Genomic DNA, 20,190 nt, shown 5'->3' with positions numbered 1-20,190 from the left:
ATCAGGGTGCCTACCGGTCCACTCGTGAGCGACCGTCTGGCCCGGATCACGAGTTTGGAGAAGGCCAGCACGGCGGCCGAGGCCTGACTGCGTAGACGCGAAGCTGTCTGCGGCTAAGGTCAAACCGGTTGATTGACACACGTCAAAATTGCATGTCTGTGCGCAACTAAGTTGTGCATCATCGTGTTTGAAGAGCGCCGACGCTTCGAACGCCCCAGCCATACTGATCTGAAAGCCAACGTCGAGTGACCGCACCCGTGACCGCCCAAATTGCGCCCAAGCTCGCGACCGACGCCGATCGGACGGTCGGCAGCCGTATCGCCGCGCTTCGAGCAGCCCAGGGCTTGAGCCAGACCGCTCTCGGAAACGCCCTAGGCATTAGCTTTCAGCAGGTTCAGAAATATGAGAAGGGCCGCAACCGCGTCGGTGCCGGCCGACTCCAGGCGATAGCCGACGTCCTGAAAGTCCCGGTGGAGACGTTCTTCGCCCGTCAGCCGCAGTCGGACGGGCCCAGCTCTGGAGCGACACCCTTCCTCGATGATTCGGAGGTGATGGAGCTCGTAAGGGCCTTCACGAGCATCGCGGACAGTACCACCCGGACCGGAATCTTGGCTGTCGTGAAGGCAACTGCTAGCCTGCAGCCCAAGGCAGACCGGGACTAGCCGCTCCCCCTTCGATAGGAAGACCCCCGAAGGGTGGCTCCCTGATCTCAACCGTCCGCGACAGGGACGCTGACGCGCACATCGACCGTGCAGACGTTCGCACCGGCGACGTCCAGAACTTCAAGGCGCCAATCCTCCCCGAACTTGCGGAGGCGTGCCTCGTCTCGCAAGATCTCGCCGGTGAGCTGTACCGCGGTGAGCCGGGCAGCATCCTTGCTGGCCAGCTCAGTGCCTTCGGCGTCGAGCTCGCTGCGGCCGTCGTGGACGTTGAAGAAGTATCGCGGCACCCGCGCCTCCATCTTGGCTCCATCGTGGGCAAACCCACGCCCATCACGGTAGTTCGGTCCAGTTTCGGACAGAGTTAAACGTTGCCGAGCGAGACACGTGCCACCGGCGCCTCAGCGCGCGCGGGCCGCGAACTCCCAGACCGGCGGCCCCCAGGTCTGACCCGGCTTCGTCCGGTAGCCGGAGAAGCGGTCGAACACGATCCGGTTAGGCTCGACGCCGGCCGCTGGGCTGTCGTTGACCATCAGGGCGCCCGCATACTCGACGCGCAGGAAGCCGTGCTCGGGGTGGACGCCGAACAGCTGCGGCGCCGTCCAGCCGAGCCGGTGGGCCTCGGCGCCGTGCTGGTCGAGGAACGCAAGCGCGTTCTCGCGCATCGCCTTCCACTTCGCCGGGAGGAGGTACCGGCAGGGCGAGGCGTGCTCGGACAAGCGCTCAATCTGGTCGCGCCAGGAGGCGACGGCGGGCGAGAGGTCGGACATGGCCGCGGATTACGGCTGAAAGCTTAACCGTTCAGAAAGAGGGAACGAGTATGCCATTGGCATGTTTTAGCTTGCGTCCTGTACGCCATTGGAGTACACGCTGTTTCCAACGGGCGGCTGATGCCACGAGGGGGCCGAACCTCGATGGCCAAATCGAGGACGAAGTTGGAAATGTTCAATGCGTGTAACTACCCCATAACGATTGCCGAAATGGCATCATGTACTCGCGATATGGCTTCTGTCTTCAACGACCGTGAGTACGAAGACCTGATCGCACATCTTGCGACATATCCCGAAGCCGGGGTCATCATCCCGGCGACTGGAGGTATCCGCAAGCTGCGCTGGCGCGCCCGCTCTCAGGGTAAGCGCGGAGGCGCTCGGGTGATCTACTACTTCCGAGACCTGAATATGCCGGTCTACCTCTTGGCGGTCTACGCCAAGGGCGAGCGCATAGACATCACGGAAGCCGAGAAGGCTGACATGCGCCTTCTGGTCAATGAGCTTGTCCACGAGCGCATCAGCATAAGTTACCGCCTGATCTCAGGCGGGAGAGCCTAAAAATCAAAAGAAGACTACCGAGGAGCGAGAGATGAGCGGTCGCAAGATCATCACTGGGCTACAGGAGGCGCTGTCGCACGCCCGTGGCGATGCGACCAGTGCACGCGAACGGCAGGTGTGTGTCCCGGATACGGTCGATGTCCGGGCCATACGCCGCAAGATGGAGCTGACGCAGGCGCAGTTTGCTGTCCGCTTCGGCTTCAGCTTGGCTGCCGTCCGACACTGGGAGCAGGGCGACCGTCGCCCTGAAGGCCCTGCGCGAGTTCTACTGACCTTGATTGACAAAGACCCCGCGTGGGTTCGCGACGCGCTGGAGATGGATGACGCTCCACCGCCCAAAATAGCCGCACTGGGATAAAGGAGGCGCCGGAACAGGCGCATAGTTCTATGTCTACCATGTACATGGTGGCAGCTAACGCGCTGCCGATCATCTGCGTTCTGTGTGCGACCGTTCTGGCGCTTCGCTCACGCGAGGGCTGGGGCTGGATGGTGCTGCTCGCCTTCATCACGGCCGCCGTTCCGAAAGTGACCGATAAGCTTCCGGCTTCGGTGGCGCAGCTCGGCTCACCGTCCGAACCGCACGGTCCGCAGCCGAGGCCTGGTCCTTGAACCGACGAAGAGCGCGCCGGCGGAAGCCGAGGCGTTCGAGATGTCGACGGATGCGAAGGCCCTGAGAGTGGAGAATTAGAGTTGTCCCAATTAGCCGTTGAAAGCCTTGCCGCGATGGAAGGCACGATCAAGCAGCTCGCGGTCGGGCTTGGAACCGACATGCATCTTCGCAACGTGAAGGCGCACGTTCAGAACGCGCTTGCCTTCGTGGAGGTCACTCCCGAGATTGAAGCCGGCGCCGTCAAGCTGCTGACGCTCGCTCAGGAGTTCGGCCAAACGCATGGCGGGATCATCGTCGATGACACGGCCAAGGCTGCTAGGGACCAACATCTCGCGAAGATGGACACTGCCTTTCGTGAGCTGAGCGGTTTGCTGGAAAAAGGCACGCCAAGCCAGAGAGCGCGGGCCTTGGGCGGTTGAGCGACCCCTGGAACGAAAAAGCCCCGCGCGGCGGTGACGGCGGGGCTGGTAGGGGTCGAGCAGCTTACTCGGCTGCGGCCTTCTTCGACTTGCGAACCCGAGCAGGATTCTCGGCCGGCGCAGCAACGGGTTCAGCAGCCTTCTTCCGGCCACGGGGCTTCGGCGCCTCTGAGATGGTCTCGTCGGCAGCTGTAGCCTTCGCCGGGGCCTTTCTATTCTGGTTGCCGAGCCCAAGCGCCAGGGCGAGCTTGGAGCGCTGCTCGGAGTAGCTAGCCGCTACAGTCGGGTAGTCGCGCGGCAAGCCGTAGCGCTGGCGGTACTCCTCGATTGTCAGCCCATTTCCGCTGAGGTGCCGCTTCAGGGTCTTGTACGGCTTTCCGTCGATGAAGCTGATCAGCGCGTCCGGCGTGATTGACTTGCGGATCTGCGCAGCCGTCAGCTTCTCGGCCTTCGGCTCGGCGGAAGCAGGGGCGCTGTTGAGCCCGGCGATCGCAGCGTGAACTTCGGTCAGAAGAGGCGGGAGGTCGGCAGGCCGCACCGAGTTGTTCGAGATATAGGCGGCGACGATGTCGGTGGTGAGTTGGACGAAATCGAGCTGATCCGGTCCTGAAACTTGAGTGTTCTCGTCCATTTGCATCTCCTGGGGTGCACGCAAAACGAACGAAGTCGATTTAAGCGTTAGTCAAGTGATATTTGCAGGTTTTCTGCAAAAAGAGCCAGATATCTACCCTTTCAAGGATAACTTTTGGTTTTAAAAACCGGCGACAGCCCTTCAACTCCAGTCGGGAAGATCCTCTTTCGCCCTCGGTTCCGTCACGCCCACGTCGGCGCCCCCGTCATGGCTGTCGATCTTGAGCGACGTGGCGAGAAGGCTGCCCGGCGGAAACCCGTGATTTTGTGCTGGCCCCGCGCCGATCTGCTCACGGGGCGGAGGCGCGTCCGATCTCACCAGCGTGTGAGCCGAGCCGCTGGCTGGATGTCACGCTGCTTGGTTGATGGCCGGCGAAGGTCAGGGTCGCCGTATACACCGGAGCGCCTGCCTCATCACGCACGGTCATGGAGACGGTTTTGCTGCCCCCATCCGAGGGGATCGCGTACCGGGCCATCTCGGATAAGCTCAGCGTCGCCTCTCGGCGCGCGCGAGCGAGATCGGAGCATTCGACCCCATCCTCGTCAGGGTAGAATTCTTCGTCCTCATAATCGAAGAAGTAGCGTGGCATTCGGCACTCCCCCCGACGCGATCTCAGAGGGCAATGCCGGGCAGCTTCGGTCCCACGCGGATTTGGTCCACATCAATTGAAGAGCTTAGGTGCGGCGGCCGCGTCTTCTGCCGACCGCGACCGGCACGAAAAAGCCCGCGCCGGCGGACCGGGCGGGCTTCTCAGGTTCAGCACCGGATGGTGAGGGGCCTTCCGCCGAAGCCGGGAAGGGGCGTACTTGAGCCCCTCTTGGGAAAGAGCCTCGCGCGGCGGCGCCGGCGGGGCTGAAACGGTGGACGCCGCCCCGGCCGATGTCAGGGCGCCCCACGGAGCTCGCGGGCATGAATGCCAGCTCACCGCCCCGCCAGCCCGACCTTCGCCAGCACGATCCCCCCGAACGCCAGCAACGCCGCCGAGGCCAGGCCCCAGCCGATCTTGCGCAGGTCGCGCACCTGCCCGGCGACCTCGGCGAGTCCTTTCGCGGCCTCCGCCTTCGCGCCGTCCACCGCCTTGTCGATCCGCCGCTCGATCTCGTCGCGCGCCACGAACAGCTCGATGTCGCGCCGGTAGGCCACGCCCTCCAGCTTCTCGTCCATACGGTCGAGCTTGCCGCCGAGCGCGTCCATCTGCCGGCCGGTCGCCTCGACCCGCTCGATTAGGCGCCCGATCCATTCGGGCAGATGGTCCGCCATGGCTCCGGTCCTTCGCTCGCCGTGGTCCGGCCGCGCTGTCGGGGCCCGGGACGGTGTCTCGTCCGTCATCGCGGCGCGCCCGTGGCCTTCAGGCTCAGCCCTTCGGGCCGACCACCTGCGGCACGATCTTGTCGACCGAGCGGGCCAGCATGTAGGCGCCAATCCCCACGGTGAGCAGCGACCACAGCTCGGCCGGCACGCCCTTGAGCGCGGCCACCACCTCGACCTGCAGCCCGATCATCGGCGCGACCACGCCGACCCAGGTGATCATCGCCAGCGCCCACAGCACCGTGAGCGGCCGCGCGTTGCGGGCGAGCGGGCTCTCCGAGCCGGCATCGGCCTTCATCACCTCGGCCATGGCGCGGCCGAGATCGCCCTGCTGCTCGATCAGCGCCTTCTGAAGCTCCAGCTGCACTTGCAGGCGCTGGCCTTCGTCGGGCAGCACACGCGCGAGGATCGGACCGACGGCGCCGAGCAGGGCCGGGAGGATGGCGAGGAACCCCATAGTCAGGCACCCTTCTGCATGTTGACGCGGATGGCATCGCGCAGGCGCAGCCACCAGGATTCGAGCGCCGCTCCCGTCGTGCCAGTCATGGGCGCGAGCGGGTCGGGGCGCGGCGGCGCGGCAGGTGTCGGTCCCTCTGTCGGGCGCACCGGTGCTGGATCGCCGCGGCGGGCGTGGACTGTGCCGTAGGCAGCCAACGCCGCCTGGTCGCGCTCGCCCTGTCGGCGGGAGATGATCGCGGCCGGCCGGTCCCACATCAGGAAGGCTTCCACCGCCCGCGGCAGATCGCCGGCATTGGCGAGCCGCACGACGCTGGAATGCGAGAAGTTCGGCTGACCGATGTTGAAGCACAGCGAGCAGCAGGCGTCGAAGAACGGCTGCGGCACCAGCTTGGCGAGCGCGGCACGCACGGTCGCGACGTAGGGCTTCAGATCGGCGGCGAAGAGCGCGTCCGCTTCCGCCTGAGTCAGGCTCAGGCCTTCCTGCACGCTGGGCGGGCCGGCCGCACTCGTGTGGCCCCGGCCGATCGTCCAGACGCCGACGCTGTCCTGGTACGCGCGCAGCCGGCAGCCTTCGCGCGCCGCAAGGGCGGCGCGCCCGAGGGGCGAGAGGTCCATGGAAGACTCCTGTCGAGGCTTGGCCGCCCCCACTGCGCGGGTCCGCGCTTCTGCGTCGGACGGGAAAAGCTGCCCTATCCGCGGCTGAAGGCGATCACGGCTGCTGTCGGGCGCCGAAGAAGGAATCGGCCGCGGCCACGTAGCCGTCGGCGCCCGTGAACCGCACGAAGACCTCAACGGTGTCTTTCGCCGCCAGCTTCAGGACAGTCGCGAGGTTGACCGCGCTGACGCCGTCGATCAGCGCGCCGGTCGCCGCGGCTCGGCCGCGCCCGGACGCCGCCCCGTTCCGGTAGAGCTGCACCTCCAGCGCCGTCGGGGCGCTCGATCCGTTCTTCTTGTAGGTCAGGGAGACGGTGAAGCCGTGGAGGCCGGCCTCGAGGGCGACGAACCGGTTCTTCGCCGCGTCGAACGCGCCCTGGTCGTTGCTGTCGGCGACGTTGAACTGCACCTTGGTCCAGGCGTTCGCGGCGATGTAGTTGTCGAAGTTCGTCGACGCGGCGGCCTTGGCGAAGTTGGTAATCCGGCTCCAGGAGGTGCCATTGTGCCATCGGAGCGCCGTCGCCGTGCTGTCGGCGTATATCTGGCCCTGTGCGCCGCCTGCCGGCTCGGCCGGCAACGGCTGCAGCTCCAGTGCGCCGTTGCCGCGGACCTTCACCACCGATCGACGCGTGGTGGTGCCGGGCGCGGTGGTCTGGATATCGAGGCAGGTGCCCTGCGCCGCTGCCGTGAGATCTTCCTCGGCGACACCCAGGAGCGCGACGGCATCGGCCGTATAGGCGCCGCCGGTGTGGTAGCCGGCGCCGAACAGGCCGAAGATCCGGTCGGCCGCCTTGATCGGCAGCGCCGCCCCCGGTGCGCCGCGGGCGGCCCGGACGCTGCAGTTGGTGACGGGCCCGCGTTTACCGGCCGCATCGCCCCCGAAGGCCTCGACTTGGACGATCGGCTGCGCGCCGGAGCCCTGGACATGCAGCGGCGCGCTCGGTTCGGTCACCCCGGACAGGCCGACATAGCCCGTCGCCGCCGAGACCGTCATGGCCGTCCGGAAGGTGGCCCCATCTGCGCTGGTCTTCACGGTCAGGTCGTCACTGCCGAGCGTGCCGAACAGGACCCGGCTCGCGTAGCCGGTCTGCAGGACGAAGCCGGCGTCGTTAGCCGCAGCCTTCTTGTTGAGGGTCAGGCGCATGTTGCCGGCCCCGGGAGTGACCTCGTCCCAGGAGAGCAGCGCGGCCTCGGACTTCACCGCGAGGCGATTGGTGGCGTCGGCCGCGGTGTTGATGCCCAGCACCGGCACGCCAGCCTTCAGATCGCCGGCGGAGACGGACGGGTGGCCGCCGGGCGTCACGCCATCATGGACGACCAGGCGCCAGTTGGTGGTGTCGACGACGAACTCGCCCGGCCTGCCGACGAAGGTCGCGAGGAACGACCACGCGTCCCGCAGCCACTGCGTGCGCACGCTCATGACGAGGCGAGCCCCAGATCGAGGAAGTTGGGGTAGGGGTCGGAGGCGAGGCCGAAATCGTCGCTGCGGGTGGCGGCCTGCGAGGCGAGCCCCAGATCCGGGCCGCTGCCGACGGCTAGGGTCTCGGCGACCGGGCCGAACCGGCCCGAGCCGATCGGCGTCACTGTGTAGGGCGTGCAGGTCGCCAGATCCTGGGCCGCGCCGCCGAAGATATTGAACGACTGCAGCTTCAGGGTGAGCTGGGTGCCGATATAGGCCGCCGGCACGCTGTAGCGGAATACCGCCTCGTCGAGCCGCGTGAAGGACGTCCCGGCCGGGTGCGCGCCGGCCGGCGAGCCGGAGAGCCCGCGCTCCAGATAGGTCAGGGCGTAGAGGTGGGACGCGGTGAGCATCGCGGTGGCGAAGGACACCAGTTCCTGGCCGACCAGGGCGAGGGTGACGCCGTCCCGCGCGTCGGCCTCGCTGGCGGAGGCGAGCGTGCCGCCGGATCGGCCCAGATCGACTGTGAGCGTGTTGCCGAGATCGGGGTTGGGCCCGGCCGGGGCGGCCAGATCGGCGGTGAGCACGCCCTGGCGGGCCGGGCCCGTGATCGTGCCGATATCGACGAAGGCGGCGCCATCGCGCGAGACCCAGACGTTCGCCCCGCCCCAGTACGGGTCGGCATTAGCGCCGGAGGCCGCGATCCAGACCTGCGGCACGCCCGAAGTCAGCGCGGCCGGCGGCTCGAAGATGAGCGGATCGTTGACGGGCGCGGGCGCCCGGTCGCGGTCGACCGCCGATCCGGTCGCGCCGACCGCCGGGTAGGAAGCCGCGGTCGCGGTCCCGCGCGGGAACTCCTCGGCCGTGACGTTGAGAAGCCCGTCCTCGTCCTCCTCGATCGCTGTGATGCGCACCGGGGCTCGCAGTAGCCCCAGCCCCGGATCGGTCAGCGTCACGACGTCCATCGGCTCCAGGAGGCAGAACTCCCAGGACAGGCGGAACGTGAAGGTGTTGCGGATGTAGAGCGCACGCTGCAGCGCGAGTTGCGCCACGAGCCGCCCGATCGACAGCGCGCAGATTTCCCGGGCGGTGATGGTTCCGCCGACCTTCAAGCCGTAGCGCTCGATCGCGCCCTGGTCCCGCGCCTCCACGGTCGTGGCGGTATAGCCGTGGCTGCGATCGGAGCACTCGACGCGCTGGACGTTGGGCAGGCCGTACGGATCGCTGCGCGCGATGCGCACCGGATCGTCGCCCTCGGCTGCCAGAAAGTCGTCGTCAGTGAGATCGTAGACCGGCGCGACGTCGGGCACGTAGGTGACGCTGGCGCCGGTGTGCGTGACCCCGGTCACGACCTGGTCGCCGTAGGGGACGATCCTGAGCCGCGCGCCCGACCATACCGCCGCGCTGTTGGTCAGTCTCAGCCACCGCGCCAGGATCGAGTTGGCGGTCTCGGCGTCGGTGAGCGCCGGGCTCAGCCCGAGGCCGAGGGCGGCGCAGTAGGTCTGGTAGGTGCCGTCGCCCGAGGATCCGAACAAGGCCGCGCCGCTCAGCGCGCTGGCTGGCAGGCCGACGCCATACTGCGCGTTGGTCAGGAAGTCGGAGACCAGGGCAGCCGGATCCGCATCCTGCCCGAGCGGCCCCGCGGTGCCGGCGAGGCGGCCAACGACCTCGAAGGCGATTGACGAGATGGTCGCGCTCGAGCCCAGGTCGAAGTAGGGCGAGGCGAGATAGGCGGTGCCGTTGTAGGGCAGTGCGGCGGCCGGGTAGCGGGCCAGAGCCGGCGCCCAGGGCTGCTGCGGCGTGTCGCCAGAGATGAGGCTGAGGAAGTTGGTCGGGAAGGGTGTGACCGACTGGCCGTTGAACACCTCGCCGATGCCCTGGACCGGCCCTTCCGCCAGGCCGAACATGATCCAGGTCGAGTAGGTGTAGCCGGTGATGCTGCGCCCGCCACCGCCTTTGCCGCCCGCGCGCTTGCTGCGCTGCGCGTGCGTCTGGAAGCCGTCGGACCAGAGGATGTTCGGGGCGATACGGTTGGTGCCGTAGACGATCGGGATCGGCAGCGCGCTCGAGGCGGTCTGGACCTGCAGGCCGGTGTAGTCCGGCCGGACCGTGCGCTTCTTCCCGCCGAACAGGCTCATGGCGGTCTCAGATTTGGTCGGCCTCGGCGGTCGCGCGGGCGGCCCAGAGGCTGAAGAAGCGCGGGTGCCGGCCCGACTGGGCGAGGACGGGATTACGGGCGATCGGCTCCTCGATCACGGCCTGGGCCGGCGAGAAGGCGTGCACCAGCGTCAGCGGTTCGGTTGCCGTGACGATGCCGCCGTGGGCGTAGGCGCGACCGTAGCGGAACACCACAACGTCGCCGGGCTCTGGCTGAGCGACCTCGGCAGCGCGTTCAGACACGAAGCCGAGGTAGCGTTCGTCGTCGCGGTGGAGATGCCAGTCCTGCGGGTAGGGGCGCGGGTCGAACGCCGGCACGAGGCCGGCATCGACGAACACGCGCACGAGGAGCATGCCGCAATCAACCCCGACGCCGCGCAGGTCGGCGCCGGGATGGTAGGGCGTGCCGATCCAGCGTCGGGCCTCGCGCACGAGGTGGCGGCGCCCTTCGTCTTCAGCGAGCATGCAAAGCCCTCGACGCGCTTCATCCCCGGTCACGTCATCGCGCGCCGAGCCCTACTCGCTGGAAGACGAGCCCAGCTCAGCGGTTCGGATCTGACGCTGGATCCACGCTCGGCATGTCTGTTTGGGGTGGTTTTCCGCCGGTCCGCTTCTGGGATGGCGATCCATAGGAGCGGACATCGTATCCACGCCCGCTCCCGACCCCTTGCTGAAGCTGGGAACGTCCGCTTCCAGGCAGTACAGGGACTGACTTGAACCCAGGATTGGCTCGCGGTGTTAACGCAGGTGGGTAAGGTGCTCCGCAGGGTCCGCGCCACGGTTCTTCGCTGACCAGCGCCTGATCGCTCAGCGCCGGGGGCCTCCGATGCCCAGCCAAGAGCAGATGATGAAGCGCCAGCAGGTGCTGGCCGACTTCGGCGAGTTCGCTCTGCGCAGCGAGAACCTCGACGAGGTGCTGACCGAAGCCTGCCGTCTCGTCGCCGAGGCTCTCGGCACCAGCCGCGCCAAGATCCTAGAGATCCAAGGGGACAGGCAAAGCCTGCTCGTGCGGGCTGGCGTCGGCTGGGATCCGGGCATCGTTGGCCGGCTGCGCCTACCCATGGGAGAGCGCTCCTCCGAGACCTTCGCGATCAAGGAAGGCAAGCCGATCATCACGCAGGACATCCGCAAGGAGGAGCGCTTCGAGGTCCCCGAGTTCATCAAGGAGGCCGGGGTCATCGCATTCGCCAACGTGCCGATCTTCGTGCCCGGCTGGAAGGCTTACGGCCTGCTGCAGGTGGACGCGACCGAACCGCGCGACTTCGGCAACGAGGACACCGAGTTCCTGCGCACCTACACCATCATCCTGGGGCCGGTGATCGACCGCCTGCAGAAGGTGAGTGCCTTACGCTTGACCGAGGAGCGCTTCCGGCGCTTCGCCGAGCATTCGGCCAACGTGCTCTGGCTCGCCGACCTGGAGAGCGGGCGGCTCGATTATCTCAGCCCGGCCTTCGCGCAGGTCTGGGGCATGCCTGCCGAGGACATGCCGGACCTCGCGAGTTGGCTCGCCAGCGTCCACCCGGAGGACCGCGACGCCGCCGCGCAGGCGCTGAAGCGGGTTGGCGATGGCGAGACACTCGTTTTGGAGTACCGCATCCAGCGCGCCTCGGATCACGCGGTGCGCCGCATCCGCGACACCTTCTTCCCGATCCCGGGCACTGACGGATGGATCCGGTCAGCGGGCGGGATCGCGCAGGACATCACCACCGACACCGGCCTGCGCGCCTACGTGATCGCGGGCGGGGACGATTCCCGGCGCGGCCTCGTCGGTACCCTTCAGGCCGGCGGGTACGAGGTGCGAGCCTTTGGGAGCGGTCGGGCCCTCCTCAAGATGGCGGGCTCGCTGATCCCGGGCTGCGTCGTGTTCAACTTGGAGGCGGCCGGCGACCTACTTGTCGCAAGCGAACTGAAGGCGGCACGCGCGCACCTGCCCGTGGTGGCGGTCGGCGCGAGCGGGGGCGATGTCGGCTTCGGGGTCCGCGTCATGAAGGCGGGAGCGGTCGATTTTCTCGAGGTTCCCTGGGCACCGGAGGCGTTGCTGTTCGCGGTTAGAACGGCGCTCGCCGAGATCAACGCCGAAGCGGATCGGGCGCGCGGGGACGACAAGGCCCGTGCCCGGATCGCGGCTCTGTCGGCACGTGAGCACGCGGTGCTGGAGGGATTGCTCGCTGGCGGGACCAACAAGACCATCGCACGGACGATGGGCCTAAGCCCGCGCACGGTGGAGATCCACCGGGCTCGTGTGATGGAGACGCTCGGCGCCCACACCTTGCCCGAGGCCGTTCTCATCGCGACGGCTGCCGGCGTGCTGCCCGCCAATCACGACGGCGACTAGGTCGCGCAGCCCGGCGTCTGGGTAACAAGCAGGCCGCCATGCGCCCTGCGCCGGCCGGTGAACGTCAGAGGTATCCGGCCTCGAACTCCGCAAGCTCGCGCAGCAGCCGCGGCGCGAGTACCCGCAGGCGGCGTCCCCGCAGCGAGATCAGCCCGTCGCGCGGTAGGACTTGCAGCACCCGGGTTAAAGCCGCCCATGGGTTACTGCCCAGTGAGTGCCGCCGCACAAGGAGGGCCTAGTCGGAACCTGCACCATTCCGTTGAGACGTCGAGAGCCGAATGCTGAACAGCTCTTGTGCATTTTCATCGGCAACCGTCATGACCCATTCGCCGCCAGACCAGATGTCGCCCATCGAGTTGTCGACCATCAACTCGCCGATGATCCTCAACGCCTCCTTCCTGGCTGCCTCTAAATCCACAAGTTCAACTCCGTCTGTGTCGACGTGGCGCTGCTTTCTATCGATGTGAAAGAAGTATCGAGGCATTGGTCGGCATGCGGCAAGCTTGGGCGACCGGACGGCCTGGATGAGAGACTTGGCTTGCTCGGCCAGAGAGCGCCGCTCGTGATCGGGATCGGGCATCGTGTTGCTCCGCGCAACGCAGGCGGGAGCACACATCTCTCTCAGCCACCAGCGCCTACAGGTTCGGGAACGGGCCGGTGATCCCAACATCCTACGCTCATCCAGCCCGAAAGTCTCTGCCAAGATCAGGCTCACTTACGGCCACGTCTGCGGATGCCCTTTGGTCCATGGGTCCATAGACTGGGACAGCCAGGAGTTCACGGGATATTGCCAGGGCTTCCATGGTGCGGGACCGGGCCATTAAGGTTTGGCTCCGCGAGATCTGCATCTCTCTGGCAAGCTGTGGCCGCTGCTCGGCAGGCGGGAGGGCGTTCCAATCGGTCACGGGCCCAACCTGGCCGCTTCTGAGCCGGCGCACATTCAACCATGTGTTCGCCGCGGCTGTGAGAAGCAGTGTCTGAAGGCGCGGCTACCTGTGTACGCTGGCTGACCTCATTGCGGCTCGTGGCGCCGCCTGGGAGATCAGCGAGAGCGTCGCGGACGAACGGGATGAGCGTAGAGAGAACCGAAGGTCCGCTCTAAGGCGTTGAGCCAACTTCCGCTCCCCACCCTCTGCGGAAGTTGCTGTACGACCGACGAACGACCGCTTTGGAGAAGCGCTGACGGGGATTGGGACGGCTGGGTAGGGTCGCAATCGGTCGGTCAGCGGCCGGTTCTGCCCGTCAGAACGCAGCCTCTGGCGTCGGCACGAACGGGAAGCCGCGGAAGTTCGCCTCGTTGGCGAACTTGGACCGGCAGGTCGCCAGGGTGTGGTCGCAGCCCTGGTAGGCCGTGAAGCTGTCGCCCGGGGCCGGGAGCGCCGGCAGCGGGTAGGTCAGCGTCAACCCGGCGGCGTCCGCCAGCTTGATCGTGGCCGAAACCCCGTTGTTGCCGCCCGACGTGAACGTCACGGTGCCCTGCGTATGCGCCTCGCTCGCGCCGGCCCAGGGGATGAACGTCGTGCTCGCCCCGTCGCCGACAGTCCCGGCCGAGGCATAGGCCTGTCGCACGAGCCGGCAGCCGGTATCGTAAAGTGTATGGTTGCAGGTCGGCTGCCAGACGTTGCGCGGCAGGTCGATGTCGAGCAGCGTCAGCTCGCTCGCCACCGTCAGGGTCGCGGAGGTCCGCCCCACTTGGTCGACGCTCGCCAGGCGCCCGGTGAACAGCGTCGCGCCGCCGATCGGCGGGGCGTCCCAGGCGGTGAGGAAGGCCCGATCGCGCCGGATCGTGCAGCCGTCGAATACGCCTTCGCGCAGGGCTACCAGGAACGGCACGCCGCCGACCGTGTCGGTCAGGCGCGCTGAGACCGTGATCCGCTGCTGATCGACGTCGAGGCCAGTGGTGCAGCGGTAGCGCAGCCCGTCCACCAGAACCGAATCGGCGCTGTAGGTGGTGCCGTTCAGCGCGATCGGCACGTGGGCGTCAGTGTAGGCGAGGATCAGGCCCGACAGCAGCGTGAAGGTGAAGCAGTCCGCCATCAGCAGCCGCTTGTCGGCCCGCGCGCGCATCTCGGCGAGGTACGCCACGAGTGCGGGATCGGCCGGCCTCACGTCCGTACGCTCCGGAACTTGACCCCTTCCGCCTTCCACAGCCCGGCCATGACGTTCTCGAAGTCCTGTACGTCGTCGAGGAAGCGGCACAGGTAGGCGAAGCTGAACTCCGCGCCGATCACCGCGCCCGCGGCCGGCGCGGCCGGCAGCACGATCCGGTTCGGCGCGGCGAGGCTCCAGCCCTCGGCGGGCACGCCGTCGACGATGACGGCGCGCAGCGCGGTGACCCAGCCCACCGGCTCGGAGAAGCCGCCGAGCGTGCGCAGCGCCTGGAACGCCTGTGCTCTCCCGTCGCCGACGCCGATCGCGCCGGCCGAGACCGCGTTGTCGGTCGGATCCGTGTAGAGGAACGTCCCGAAGCGGCCCTGGCAGCGCAGGAATAGGCCGAGCAGCGCCTGCAGGGAGTTCGCGCCGAGCCCGGGGAAGGCCGCGCCCGTGGCCAGCCCGTCGAAGGTCACCTCGAACTCCCACAGGGGCGCCGCGTATAGGCTGGCGCGCACCTCCCGGCCGGAGACGTGCGGGGCGAGGCGCGTCGCGAAGGTCGGGCGCTTGTGCACGGACCAGCCCTGGCCCGGCAGCGCGGGGAAGGCGGGCGGGGTCTCGCTCACCCGCGCACGCTCACGAGCCGGAAGGCTTGGGTGGCGAACAGCAGCGCCATGAACTGCTCCAGGTCGAGGTCGTCGTCGGCGAAGCGGAAGAGCAGGCTCGATCCCGCCCCGAGCTCGGGCGGCACGGCGACGTGGAACGGCAGAGCGCGTCCGGCGACCTGGCCGTAGAAGCCTGCGAGGCGCTCGAAGTCACCGGCGAGCCCGCCCATCGCGAAGCCGCCACCGGCGAGGACATCGTAGGCCAATTCGATCTCCCAGAACGGCGCGCGTGCCCGCGCTGCCCGCGCTTCCCGGCCCGAGACGTGTGCGGCCGCGCCGGTGCGGAACGTCGGCGCGTAGCGTACCGACCACGCCTGACCGGAGAGAGTCGGGAAGGTCGGGTACGGCCCCGGAACCGGTGACGGGTCGGACCGCGGCGGCGGGAGGGCGGGGCCCTTGCCGCTGACCCAAAGGCCCGCCGGCCAGTTGAGGGTGTCGCCCCAGACGTCGGACCGCAGCGGGAAGGTCGGGAACGGTCGCGCGTCCCAGTTCCAGACCGCGAAGAAGGCGGTCTGGAGCATCGGCAGCCCGGCGGCCGAGACCTCGTTGTGGCCGTCGCGGTACCAGAATTCGTAGACCGCCCGCAGGGCCATCGCGCAGAGCGTGTCGTCCCGCCTCGGCGTGTAGGTCGCTCCGTCGGCGCTGTCCCACACCGACCAGAACGCGGTGAAGCTCTCGGTGCTCTTGGGATCGTAGAACACGTTCGGCTGGTTGGTCGCGCGGTCGATCGAGCCGAAGCCGTACTCGACGGTGGTGATCGATTTCGACTGCGGCACCCATCGGGTGATGTGTCCGCGGGGCACCCAGCCCTGGCCGTCGCCGGTGTCGTAGACGGCGCGGTGCGGGTTCTTCCACCACCACCGCAGCTGCTTGTTGGCCAGGATCTCCTGGCCCGGATAGTACCGGCTGCGGGTCTGGGTCACACGGTCGCCGGTCGGCCGGGACACCTGCTGATCCGAGCCGAGGGGATCGAGGCCAATCCCGAGATTGTCCGAGTCGGCGTAGAACCAGTCGTACTTCTCGCCGCCCTCGATATTCCGCTTCAGGTAGGCCATCGAATAAAGGGTCGGCTCGCCCGAGAGCCCGAGGCCGTTCATCGTGTCGGGCCCAGGCGGCCAGCGGCTCCGGTCTGGCGCGGGCGCCGTCCAGTTCGCCGCGTCGAGCCCGCCCTCCGTCGTCCAGTCGGACAGCGGCAGGTAGTTGTCGAAGGCCACGAGGTCGATGCTGTCCCGGCCGTAGAGCTGGTCGAGATGCGGCCACCGACCGGCCTCGCCCGGGTGCTGCACGCCCATCCACACCGACCAGTCCGGCGAGTAGGTGATCAGGTTGCGTAAGCCCGCCGCGTCCCGGGTCAGACCGGCCGCGTCGAAGATCCCGCGCACGTCGTCGGCGAGCTGCCCGAGCCCGTCGACGAAGGGATAGTCCCAGGTGACGGTGCCGTCGTCGCCGGTCGTGCCGGCCCGGGTCCAGCCCGGCCCGCGGATCGCCTCCAGTCCGCGCAGCTCGGAGCCGAGGAGGAACAGGTCGACGCCGCCGGCCAGCACGCACAGGTTGGCGCAGTGCAGGATCATCCGGCGGAACGTGTAGTCATCCGCCGGGCCGGAATAGCCGACGGTAAGGCGGCTGGAATCGCGGGTGAACTGGGACGGCTTCGCCGGCCCGAGGATCCGGGCCACCGTCGCGGCGGCGGCCGTATTCCCGTCCGCGTCGAGCCCGATGCGCCCGCGCCACGGGAAGCCGGGGCAATCCATCAGGAGGAACGGGTAGAACACGACGCGGTAGCCGCGCGCCCGCAGGTCGCGCAGGCAGCGCACCACGCTCTGGTCGGACGGCGTGCCGCCGTAGACCGCGTGTCCGTCGACGGTGGTGATCGGAATCAGGATCGGCGCGCCGGACGCGGCCCGCGACAGCTGCGTCAGGCCCGAGACCTGCCAGTTCTCCTCGACGGGCTCGGGCCCGTCCACGCGCTGGAACGAGCCGTCGATGTAGATCGTGGACGGGTAGATCCTGCAGACGCGCGCATCGATCGAGGAGCCGAACCACGCCACGAGCAGGTTGACCGTGGTGCAGCCGGGCACCTGCTCGGCCAGCGCGTCGAGGGCGAGGCTGTAATCCGTTCTCCCGGAGCCCGGCGCCGCGTAGGTGTTGATCGGCTTGAACGGGCGCTCGGCCGCCGAGGGCGGCCAGCGCGAGGCCCGGTAGGGCAGGGGGTCGTAGCCGAACTCCCCGGTCGCGGGCAGCAGGTTGAAGCCGGTGATGTAGTCGATCACGGCGTAGACCGGCCCCATCAACCAGGTCCCAGCCGCGACAGGCCGAGATGCGCGCCCTGCCGGACCGCCTGGTTGATCGCCCGCATCAGTGGGCGCGAATGGTTCTGGAAGAAGTCGGCCACCGAGGCGCCGTCGAGCGCCGAGACGTTGATCTGCGTGGTGTGGTTCAGCGCGAGGCTCGGGGCCGGGCTGCCGCCCATGGCCGCGCGCAGGGCGCCGGCGGGACCGGCCGGCACGATCATCTCACCCTTGTGCACCTGCGCGACCATGTCGTTGGGCAGCGACCACGCGCCGACCGCGAAGGACGGGATCGCCGCGGCGGCGGCCGCCACGGTCGCCTCGCCGGCGGCCGCGGGGCCGGCCGCGGCGGGACCCAGCAGCGGCGACAGGAAGCCGAAGATGCCCGCGAAGGTCTCGGAGGCCGAGGCCATGATCGACTTCACCATCGCGCCGGCTTGCGTGGCGAACGCGGAGGCCGCGCCCGTCTCCTCGGCGCCGGTCCGTGCGGCGACGCCCGCGGTGGTGGCGGCGGTCTTGGCGACCTCGCCCGCCTGGTGCGCCGAGACGCCCGCGAGCCAGTCGGCGATCAGCTTCACCCGCGCCTGGACGTAGCTCTGAACGATCGACAGCGCCGTGCTGCGCGCCGCCTGGGCGATCGTGGTCTGCCCCTGGATCACGCTGAAGACGTTGCCGGTGAGCGTCGAGCCGATCTGCTCGTAGGTGCGCTTGGTGTCCTGGTACTCGGCCTTCTGCATTTCGCGCTCAGCCTGCGCGCGGCGGCTCGCCGATTCCGCGGCGAGGCGGTCGAGCTGCGCCATCGCCTGCCGGTACTGGCTGGTGCCCTGGCCCCAGATCTCGGCGAGCTTGCGCTGGTGCTCGCGCTCCAGATCCTCGATCTGCCCCAGCACGGCGCCGGTCTCGGCCTGGCGCTCCGCGAAGCTGAGGCCGCGCTCCTGCGCCTCCTGGCGGAGGTCGCGCATGCGGTCCTCCAGGACGCGCTTGGCGTTCTGGTAGGCCGTGTCCTCGGCGGTGGCGCGCTCCTGCGCCTCGGCCTGCTCCACCGCCCGGGTGTTGGCGACCTTCTGGGCCTCGAGCTGGTTCCAGGCCGCGGTGCCGCGGGCGTGCAGCCCCTGCTCGACCGTCAGGGCGTCGTTGAGGATGCGCAGCCGCTCGCGCGAGCCGGTCTCCATCTCGGCGGTCTGAAGGCTCGCCTCCGAACGCGTCAGCGCGACGCGCTTCTCGGCCAACGCGGCCTCGCCCTGCGCCAGCCGGGTCTGGAGCGCCGTGCGGGCCGAAAGGTCGGTGGTCGCGTCGAGCTGCCGGCGCAGGGCGTCGTTCGCCCGCTCCTGGGCGGCGACCTCGTCGCGTCGCCCGGCGGCATTGGCCTGCGCGGTGGCCAGCGCCTCGCGGTCGAGGGCGTTGCCGCCGGCCTGCCGGTCCTCGAGCTGCTGGCGCAGGTCGAGCTGCATGCGCAAAGCCTCGGCCGTCGCGCCGCCCGTGATGTTGTCGGCCTCCTGGTTCCGCCGCCCCGCGTTGATCCCGCCGTTGTCGCCCGACCGTCCGCGGATCGTGGCGGCGAGCGCGCCCTCGTCGCCGCCGCGCGCCGCGGCGGTAACGTCCCGCGGCAGCGAGCCGTAATTGTAGGCCACCGAGGTGAGGGAGGCCTTCGCCCGGTCGGACAGGTTCTGCCAGGCGCCGCCGACCTGCGCGGCGGCCTCGGTCTGGAACTCCACGAGGCGGCGGGCGAGATCGCGCTCGGCATCCTCCCGCGTCGTGACCGAATCGGCGCTCACCGGGCTGACGCGGCCGTCGGCGCCGGTGGTTGTGTCCGACCCGAAGCCGACGCGGAAGCGGCCGTCGTTGTCGCGGTAGGCCGAACTGCTGAACCCCTCGAACTTCCGGATCAGCGCGGCGGCGTCACCGGTCGCGCCCTGGAGGCGCTGGCGCAGCAGATCGATCCGGCCGGTCGCCTGATCGATCCCGGCCTGCGCGGTGTTGCCGAGGAGGCCCGCGGTGGCGTCGGTGAGCTGCTCCACATTGAGCGGCGTCCGCGCCAGGGTGGCGTTGCGGCGCTCGATGACCTCCAGCTGCTTCTCCAGCGCCTCGGTCACCCGGTTCGCCTCGTCGACCTGGCCGCGCAGGCGCGAGGCGAACAGGCCGGCGAGCGGACCCAGCGCCGAGAAGCTCTTCAGCTGCTCCTGGAGCGACCGGGTCATCTCGTTGCCGTAGGCGCGGGCGCGCTCGACCAGGGCGGACAGGATGGCGGCCTGCATCTGGTTGGCGTTGCCGTTCTGGCGCGCGAGGTCGAACTGCGCGCGCAGCTCGCGCGAGACGCCGCCGAGCGCCGCGAGATACGGCCCGCCCGCGGCGGCGGGATCCCGCATGGCCGCGGTCAGTGACGACGCCATCTGCTTCGCCTCGTCCTCGGAGGACGCCATCATGGCGATCAGCGAGACGATCGAGGCGTTGGCCGAGCCGGTGTAGCTCGGGACCGAGGCGAGCATGGCCTCGATCGAGGCCGCGCCCTGGTCGGTCATGCCCGGGACCTTGGTCAGCTCCAGGGTGAACGCCTGGAGCATCCGGGTCGCGTTCTCGAACCCACGCGCCTGCGCGGCGGCCTGGAGCCGGTCCATGTTGCCGGCGGCGGCGATGCTGCGGCCCTCGACCTCGAGCAGGCCCGAGCCGTAGATCTGCGAGCCGCGTCGCCACTCCTGGAAGGCGCCGCGCTGCCGCTCGATCGCTCCGGTGAGCCCCTGCGTCGACAGGGCCGTGACGTCGAGGGCGCGCGAGGCCGAGAGCGCGTTGAAGGCGTACTCCACCAGCGCGGTGGCGCCGGACCGGGCCGCGGTCGCGGTCGCTGAGATGGCGGTTCCGACGGCCGTGTAGGTCTGGCCGGTCGCGCCGGACACGGCCTCGTCGGCCGCGCGCAGGCCCTCGTAGGCGGCGACCAGTGCCGCCACGGCGCGGGCCTGCGTGGCGAGCGCGGACGTGTTCTCGGCACTGGCCTGGATCTGCCGCAGCGATGCGGTTGCCGCATCGATGGCGGCCTTCAGCTCATCGTAGCTCTGGCGCGCGGTCGCGTTCTGGCCACGGGCCGCCGTGGCGAAGCCCTGGATCGTACCCTTGGCCTGATCGGCGGCCGCGCGGACGCCGCCGGCGTCGCCGCCAAAGCGGACCTGGATGTCGTCGGCCATGGTCGGGCTCA

At 68.9% G+C, this 20,190-nt stretch carries 20 protein-coding genes; 5 read left to right on the top strand and 15 right to left on the bottom strand.

The features are described from left to right. Positions 1 to 257: 257 nt before the first annotated feature. Positions 258 to 662: a helix-turn-helix domain-containing protein gene (locus AC3WSN_RS14050; protein ID WP_492538641.1), complete on the top strand. Its 405-nt coding sequence runs from the start codon at positions 258 to 260 to the stop codon at positions 660 to 662. 47 nt (positions 663 to 709) lie between these two features. Here AC3WSN_RS14050 and AC3WSN_RS14045 read toward each other — a convergent pair whose 3' ends face one another. Together AC3WSN_RS14045 and AC3WSN_RS14040 are read right to left on the bottom strand one after the other, a co-directional pair. Then, on the bottom strand, positions 710 to 961 hold the full coding sequence (locus AC3WSN_RS14045) for a DUF6894 family protein (RefSeq protein WP_492538639.1): 252 nt from the start codon (positions 959 to 961) through the stop codon (positions 710 to 712). A 99-nt stretch (positions 962 to 1,060) separates the two neighbouring features. Then, on the bottom strand, positions 1,061 to 1,429 hold the full coding sequence (locus tag AC3WSN_RS14040; protein WP_492538637.1) for a hypothetical protein: 369 nt from the start codon (positions 1,427 to 1,429) through the stop codon (positions 1,061 to 1,063). Positions 1,430 to 1,573: 144 nt separating this feature from the next. Here AC3WSN_RS14040 and AC3WSN_RS14035 point away from each other — a divergent pair, with 144 nt between their 5' ends. The 3 genes from AC3WSN_RS14035 (at position 1,574) to AC3WSN_RS14025 (ending at position 3,016) form a co-directional block, all read left to right on the top strand. Beyond that, positions 1,574 to 1,987, top strand: a complete 414-nt coding sequence (locus AC3WSN_RS14035) for an addiction module toxin RelE (RefSeq protein WP_492538635.1) — start codon at positions 1,574 to 1,576, stop codon at positions 1,985 to 1,987. A 31-nt stretch (positions 1,988 to 2,018) separates the two neighbouring features. After that, on the top strand, positions 2,019 to 2,345 hold the full coding sequence (locus AC3WSN_RS14030) for a helix-turn-helix domain-containing protein (protein WP_492538633.1): 327 nt from the start codon (positions 2,019 to 2,021) through the stop codon (positions 2,343 to 2,345). Between the two features lie 332 nt (positions 2,346 to 2,677). Then, positions 2,678 to 3,016, top strand: a complete 339-nt coding sequence (locus tag AC3WSN_RS14025) for a hypothetical protein (protein WP_492538632.1) — start codon at positions 2,678 to 2,680, stop codon at positions 3,014 to 3,016. 64 nt (positions 3,017 to 3,080) lie between these two features. On the opposite strand, the gene AC3WSN_RS14020 is transcribed toward AC3WSN_RS14025, so the two are convergent. The 8 genes from AC3WSN_RS14020 to AC3WSN_RS13985 form a co-directional block, all read right to left on the bottom strand. Continuing rightward, positions 3,081 to 3,647, bottom strand: a complete 567-nt coding sequence (locus AC3WSN_RS14020; RefSeq protein ID WP_492543108.1) for a Ros/MucR family transcriptional regulator — start codon at positions 3,645 to 3,647, stop codon at positions 3,081 to 3,083. A 289-nt stretch (positions 3,648 to 3,936) separates the two neighbouring features. Further along, positions 3,937 to 4,236 (bottom strand): DUF6894 family protein, encoded by a 300-nt coding sequence (locus AC3WSN_RS14015; RefSeq protein WP_492538631.1) that lies wholly within the window; start codon positions 4,234 to 4,236, stop codon positions 3,937 to 3,939. Positions 4,237 to 4,568: 332 nt separating this feature from the next. Next, positions 4,569 to 4,907 (bottom strand): hypothetical protein, encoded by a 339-nt coding sequence (locus tag AC3WSN_RS14010; protein ID WP_492538629.1) that lies wholly within the window; start codon positions 4,905 to 4,907, stop codon positions 4,569 to 4,571. Between the two features lie 94 nt (positions 4,908 to 5,001). Continuing rightward, positions 5,002 to 5,412 (bottom strand): 3TM-type holin, encoded by a 411-nt coding sequence (locus AC3WSN_RS14005; RefSeq protein ID WP_492538626.1) that lies wholly within the window; start codon positions 5,410 to 5,412, stop codon positions 5,002 to 5,004. Positions 5,413 to 5,414: 2 nt separating this feature from the next. Beyond that, a complete protein-coding gene (locus AC3WSN_RS14000) occupies positions 5,415 to 6,029 on the bottom strand; it encodes a lysozyme (RefSeq protein ID WP_492538619.1) in 615 nt (204 codons plus the stop codon). Between the two features lie 94 nt (positions 6,030 to 6,123). Next, a complete protein-coding gene (locus tag AC3WSN_RS13995) occupies positions 6,124 to 7,488 on the bottom strand; it encodes a hyaluronate lyase N-terminal domain-containing protein (protein ID WP_492538617.1) in 1,365 nt (454 codons plus the stop codon). Further along, positions 7,485 to 9,605 (bottom strand): phage tail protein, encoded by a 2,121-nt coding sequence (locus AC3WSN_RS13990; RefSeq protein WP_492538615.1) that lies wholly within the window; start codon positions 9,603 to 9,605, stop codon positions 7,485 to 7,487. The genes AC3WSN_RS13995 and AC3WSN_RS13990 overlap by 4 nt, the downstream gene beginning before the upstream one ends. Positions 9,606 to 9,612: 7 nt before the next feature. Then, a complete protein-coding gene (locus AC3WSN_RS13985) occupies positions 9,613 to 10,089 on the bottom strand; it encodes a C40 family peptidase (protein ID WP_492538613.1) in 477 nt (158 codons plus the stop codon). 361 nt (positions 10,090 to 10,450) lie between these two features. On the opposite strand from AC3WSN_RS13985, the gene AC3WSN_RS13980 reads away from it, so the two are divergent. Then, the gene (locus tag AC3WSN_RS13980; protein ID WP_492538611.1) at positions 10,451 to 11,959 is read left to right on the top strand and encodes a LuxR C-terminal-related transcriptional regulator; all 1,509 of its coding nucleotides are present in this window, start codon (positions 10,451 to 10,453) and stop codon (positions 11,957 to 11,959) included. 235 nt (positions 11,960 to 12,194) lie between these two features. On the opposite strand, the gene AC3WSN_RS13975 is transcribed toward AC3WSN_RS13980, so the two are convergent. The 5 genes from AC3WSN_RS13975 to AC3WSN_RS13955 form a co-directional block, all read right to left on the bottom strand. After that, positions 12,195 to 12,539 carry a DUF6894 family protein gene (locus tag AC3WSN_RS13975; RefSeq protein WP_492538609.1) on the bottom strand — a complete coding sequence of 115 codons (345 nt, stop codon included), beginning with the start codon at positions 12,537 to 12,539 and terminating at the stop codon, positions 12,195 to 12,197. 662 nt (positions 12,540 to 13,201) lie between these two features. After that, entirely contained in the window at positions 13,202 to 14,068 is an 867-nt protein-coding gene (locus AC3WSN_RS13970; RefSeq protein ID WP_492538607.1) for a phage/gene transfer agent baseplate hub protein, read from the bottom strand. Then, positions 14,065 to 14,676 carry a DUF2460 domain-containing protein gene (locus AC3WSN_RS13965; protein WP_492538605.1) on the bottom strand — a complete coding sequence of 204 codons (612 nt, stop codon included), beginning with the start codon at positions 14,674 to 14,676 and terminating at the stop codon, positions 14,065 to 14,067. The genes AC3WSN_RS13970 and AC3WSN_RS13965 overlap by 4 nt, the downstream gene beginning before the upstream one ends. Continuing rightward, complete coding sequence (locus tag AC3WSN_RS13960) at positions 14,673 to 17,003, bottom strand: baseplate megatron protein TIM-barrel domain-containing protein (RefSeq protein WP_492538603.1); 2,331 nt, start codon at positions 17,001 to 17,003, stop codon at positions 14,673 to 14,675. The genes AC3WSN_RS13965 and AC3WSN_RS13960 overlap by 4 nt, the downstream gene beginning before the upstream one ends. Next, positions 17,003 to 20,179, bottom strand: a complete 3,177-nt coding sequence (locus AC3WSN_RS13955; protein WP_492538601.1) for a lysozyme — start codon at positions 20,177 to 20,179, stop codon at positions 17,003 to 17,005. Before AC3WSN_RS13955 ends, AC3WSN_RS13960 begins: the two co-directional genes overlap by 1 nt. Positions 20,180 to 20,190: the final 11 nt, after the last annotated feature.

Source organism: Methylobacterium sp. FW102-HT35C08 (assembly GCF_058790235.1).
Note: the sequence above shows the minus strand (reverse complement) of the source record. Positions and strands in the feature narration are given on the sequence as shown.

Excerpts from the sequence above, each read along its gene's own strand:
- AC3WSN_RS14020 (WP_492543108.1), bottom strand. The coding sequence starts at position 3,647 with ATGGACGAGAACACTCAAGTTTCAGGACCGGATCAGCTCGATTTCGTC.
- AC3WSN_RS13990 (WP_492538615.1), bottom strand. The coding sequence starts at position 9,605 with ATGAGCCTGTTCGGCGGGAAGAAGCGCACGGTCCGGCCGGACTACACC.
- AC3WSN_RS14005 (WP_492538626.1), bottom strand. The coding sequence starts at position 5,412 with ATGGGGTTCCTCGCCATCCTCCCGGCCCTGCTCGGCGCCGTCGGTCCG.
- AC3WSN_RS14035 (WP_492538635.1), top strand. The coding sequence starts at position 1,574 with ATGGCCAAATCGAGGACGAAGTTGGAAATGTTCAATGCGTGTAACTAC.
- AC3WSN_RS13960 (WP_492538603.1), bottom strand. The coding sequence starts at position 17,003 with ATGGGGCCGGTCTACGCCGTGATCGACTACATCACCGGCTTCAACCTG.
- AC3WSN_RS13995 (WP_492538617.1), bottom strand. The coding sequence starts at position 7,488 with ATGAGCGTGCGCACGCAGTGGCTGCGGGACGCGTGGTCGTTCCTCGCG.
- AC3WSN_RS13980 (WP_492538611.1), top strand. The coding sequence starts at position 10,451 with ATGCCCAGCCAAGAGCAGATGATGAAGCGCCAGCAGGTGCTGGCCGAC.
- AC3WSN_RS13975 (WP_492538609.1), bottom strand. The coding sequence starts at position 12,539 with ATGCCCGATCCCGATCACGAGCGGCGCTCTCTGGCCGAGCAAGCCAAG.
- AC3WSN_RS14045 (WP_492538639.1), bottom strand. The coding sequence starts at position 961 with ATGGAGGCGCGGGTGCCGCGATACTTCTTCAACGTCCACGACGGCCGC.
- AC3WSN_RS14010 (WP_492538629.1), bottom strand. The coding sequence starts at position 4,907 with ATGGCGGACCATCTGCCCGAATGGATCGGGCGCCTAATCGAGCGGGTC.
- AC3WSN_RS13955 (WP_492538601.1), bottom strand. The coding sequence starts at position 20,179 with ATGGCCGACGACATCCAGGTCCGCTTTGGCGGCGACGCCGGCGGCGTC.
- AC3WSN_RS14015 (WP_492538631.1), bottom strand. The coding sequence starts at position 4,236 with ATGCCACGCTACTTCTTCGATTATGAGGACGAAGAATTCTACCCTGAC.
- AC3WSN_RS13985 (WP_492538613.1), bottom strand. The coding sequence starts at position 10,089 with ATGCTCGCTGAAGACGAAGGGCGCCGCCACCTCGTGCGCGAGGCCCGA.
- AC3WSN_RS14030 (WP_492538633.1), top strand. The coding sequence starts at position 2,019 with ATGAGCGGTCGCAAGATCATCACTGGGCTACAGGAGGCGCTGTCGCAC.
- AC3WSN_RS14040 (WP_492538637.1), bottom strand. The coding sequence starts at position 1,429 with ATGTCCGACCTCTCGCCCGCCGTCGCCTCCTGGCGCGACCAGATTGAG.
- AC3WSN_RS14000 (WP_492538619.1), bottom strand. The coding sequence starts at position 6,029 with ATGGACCTCTCGCCCCTCGGGCGCGCCGCCCTTGCGGCGCGCGAAGGC.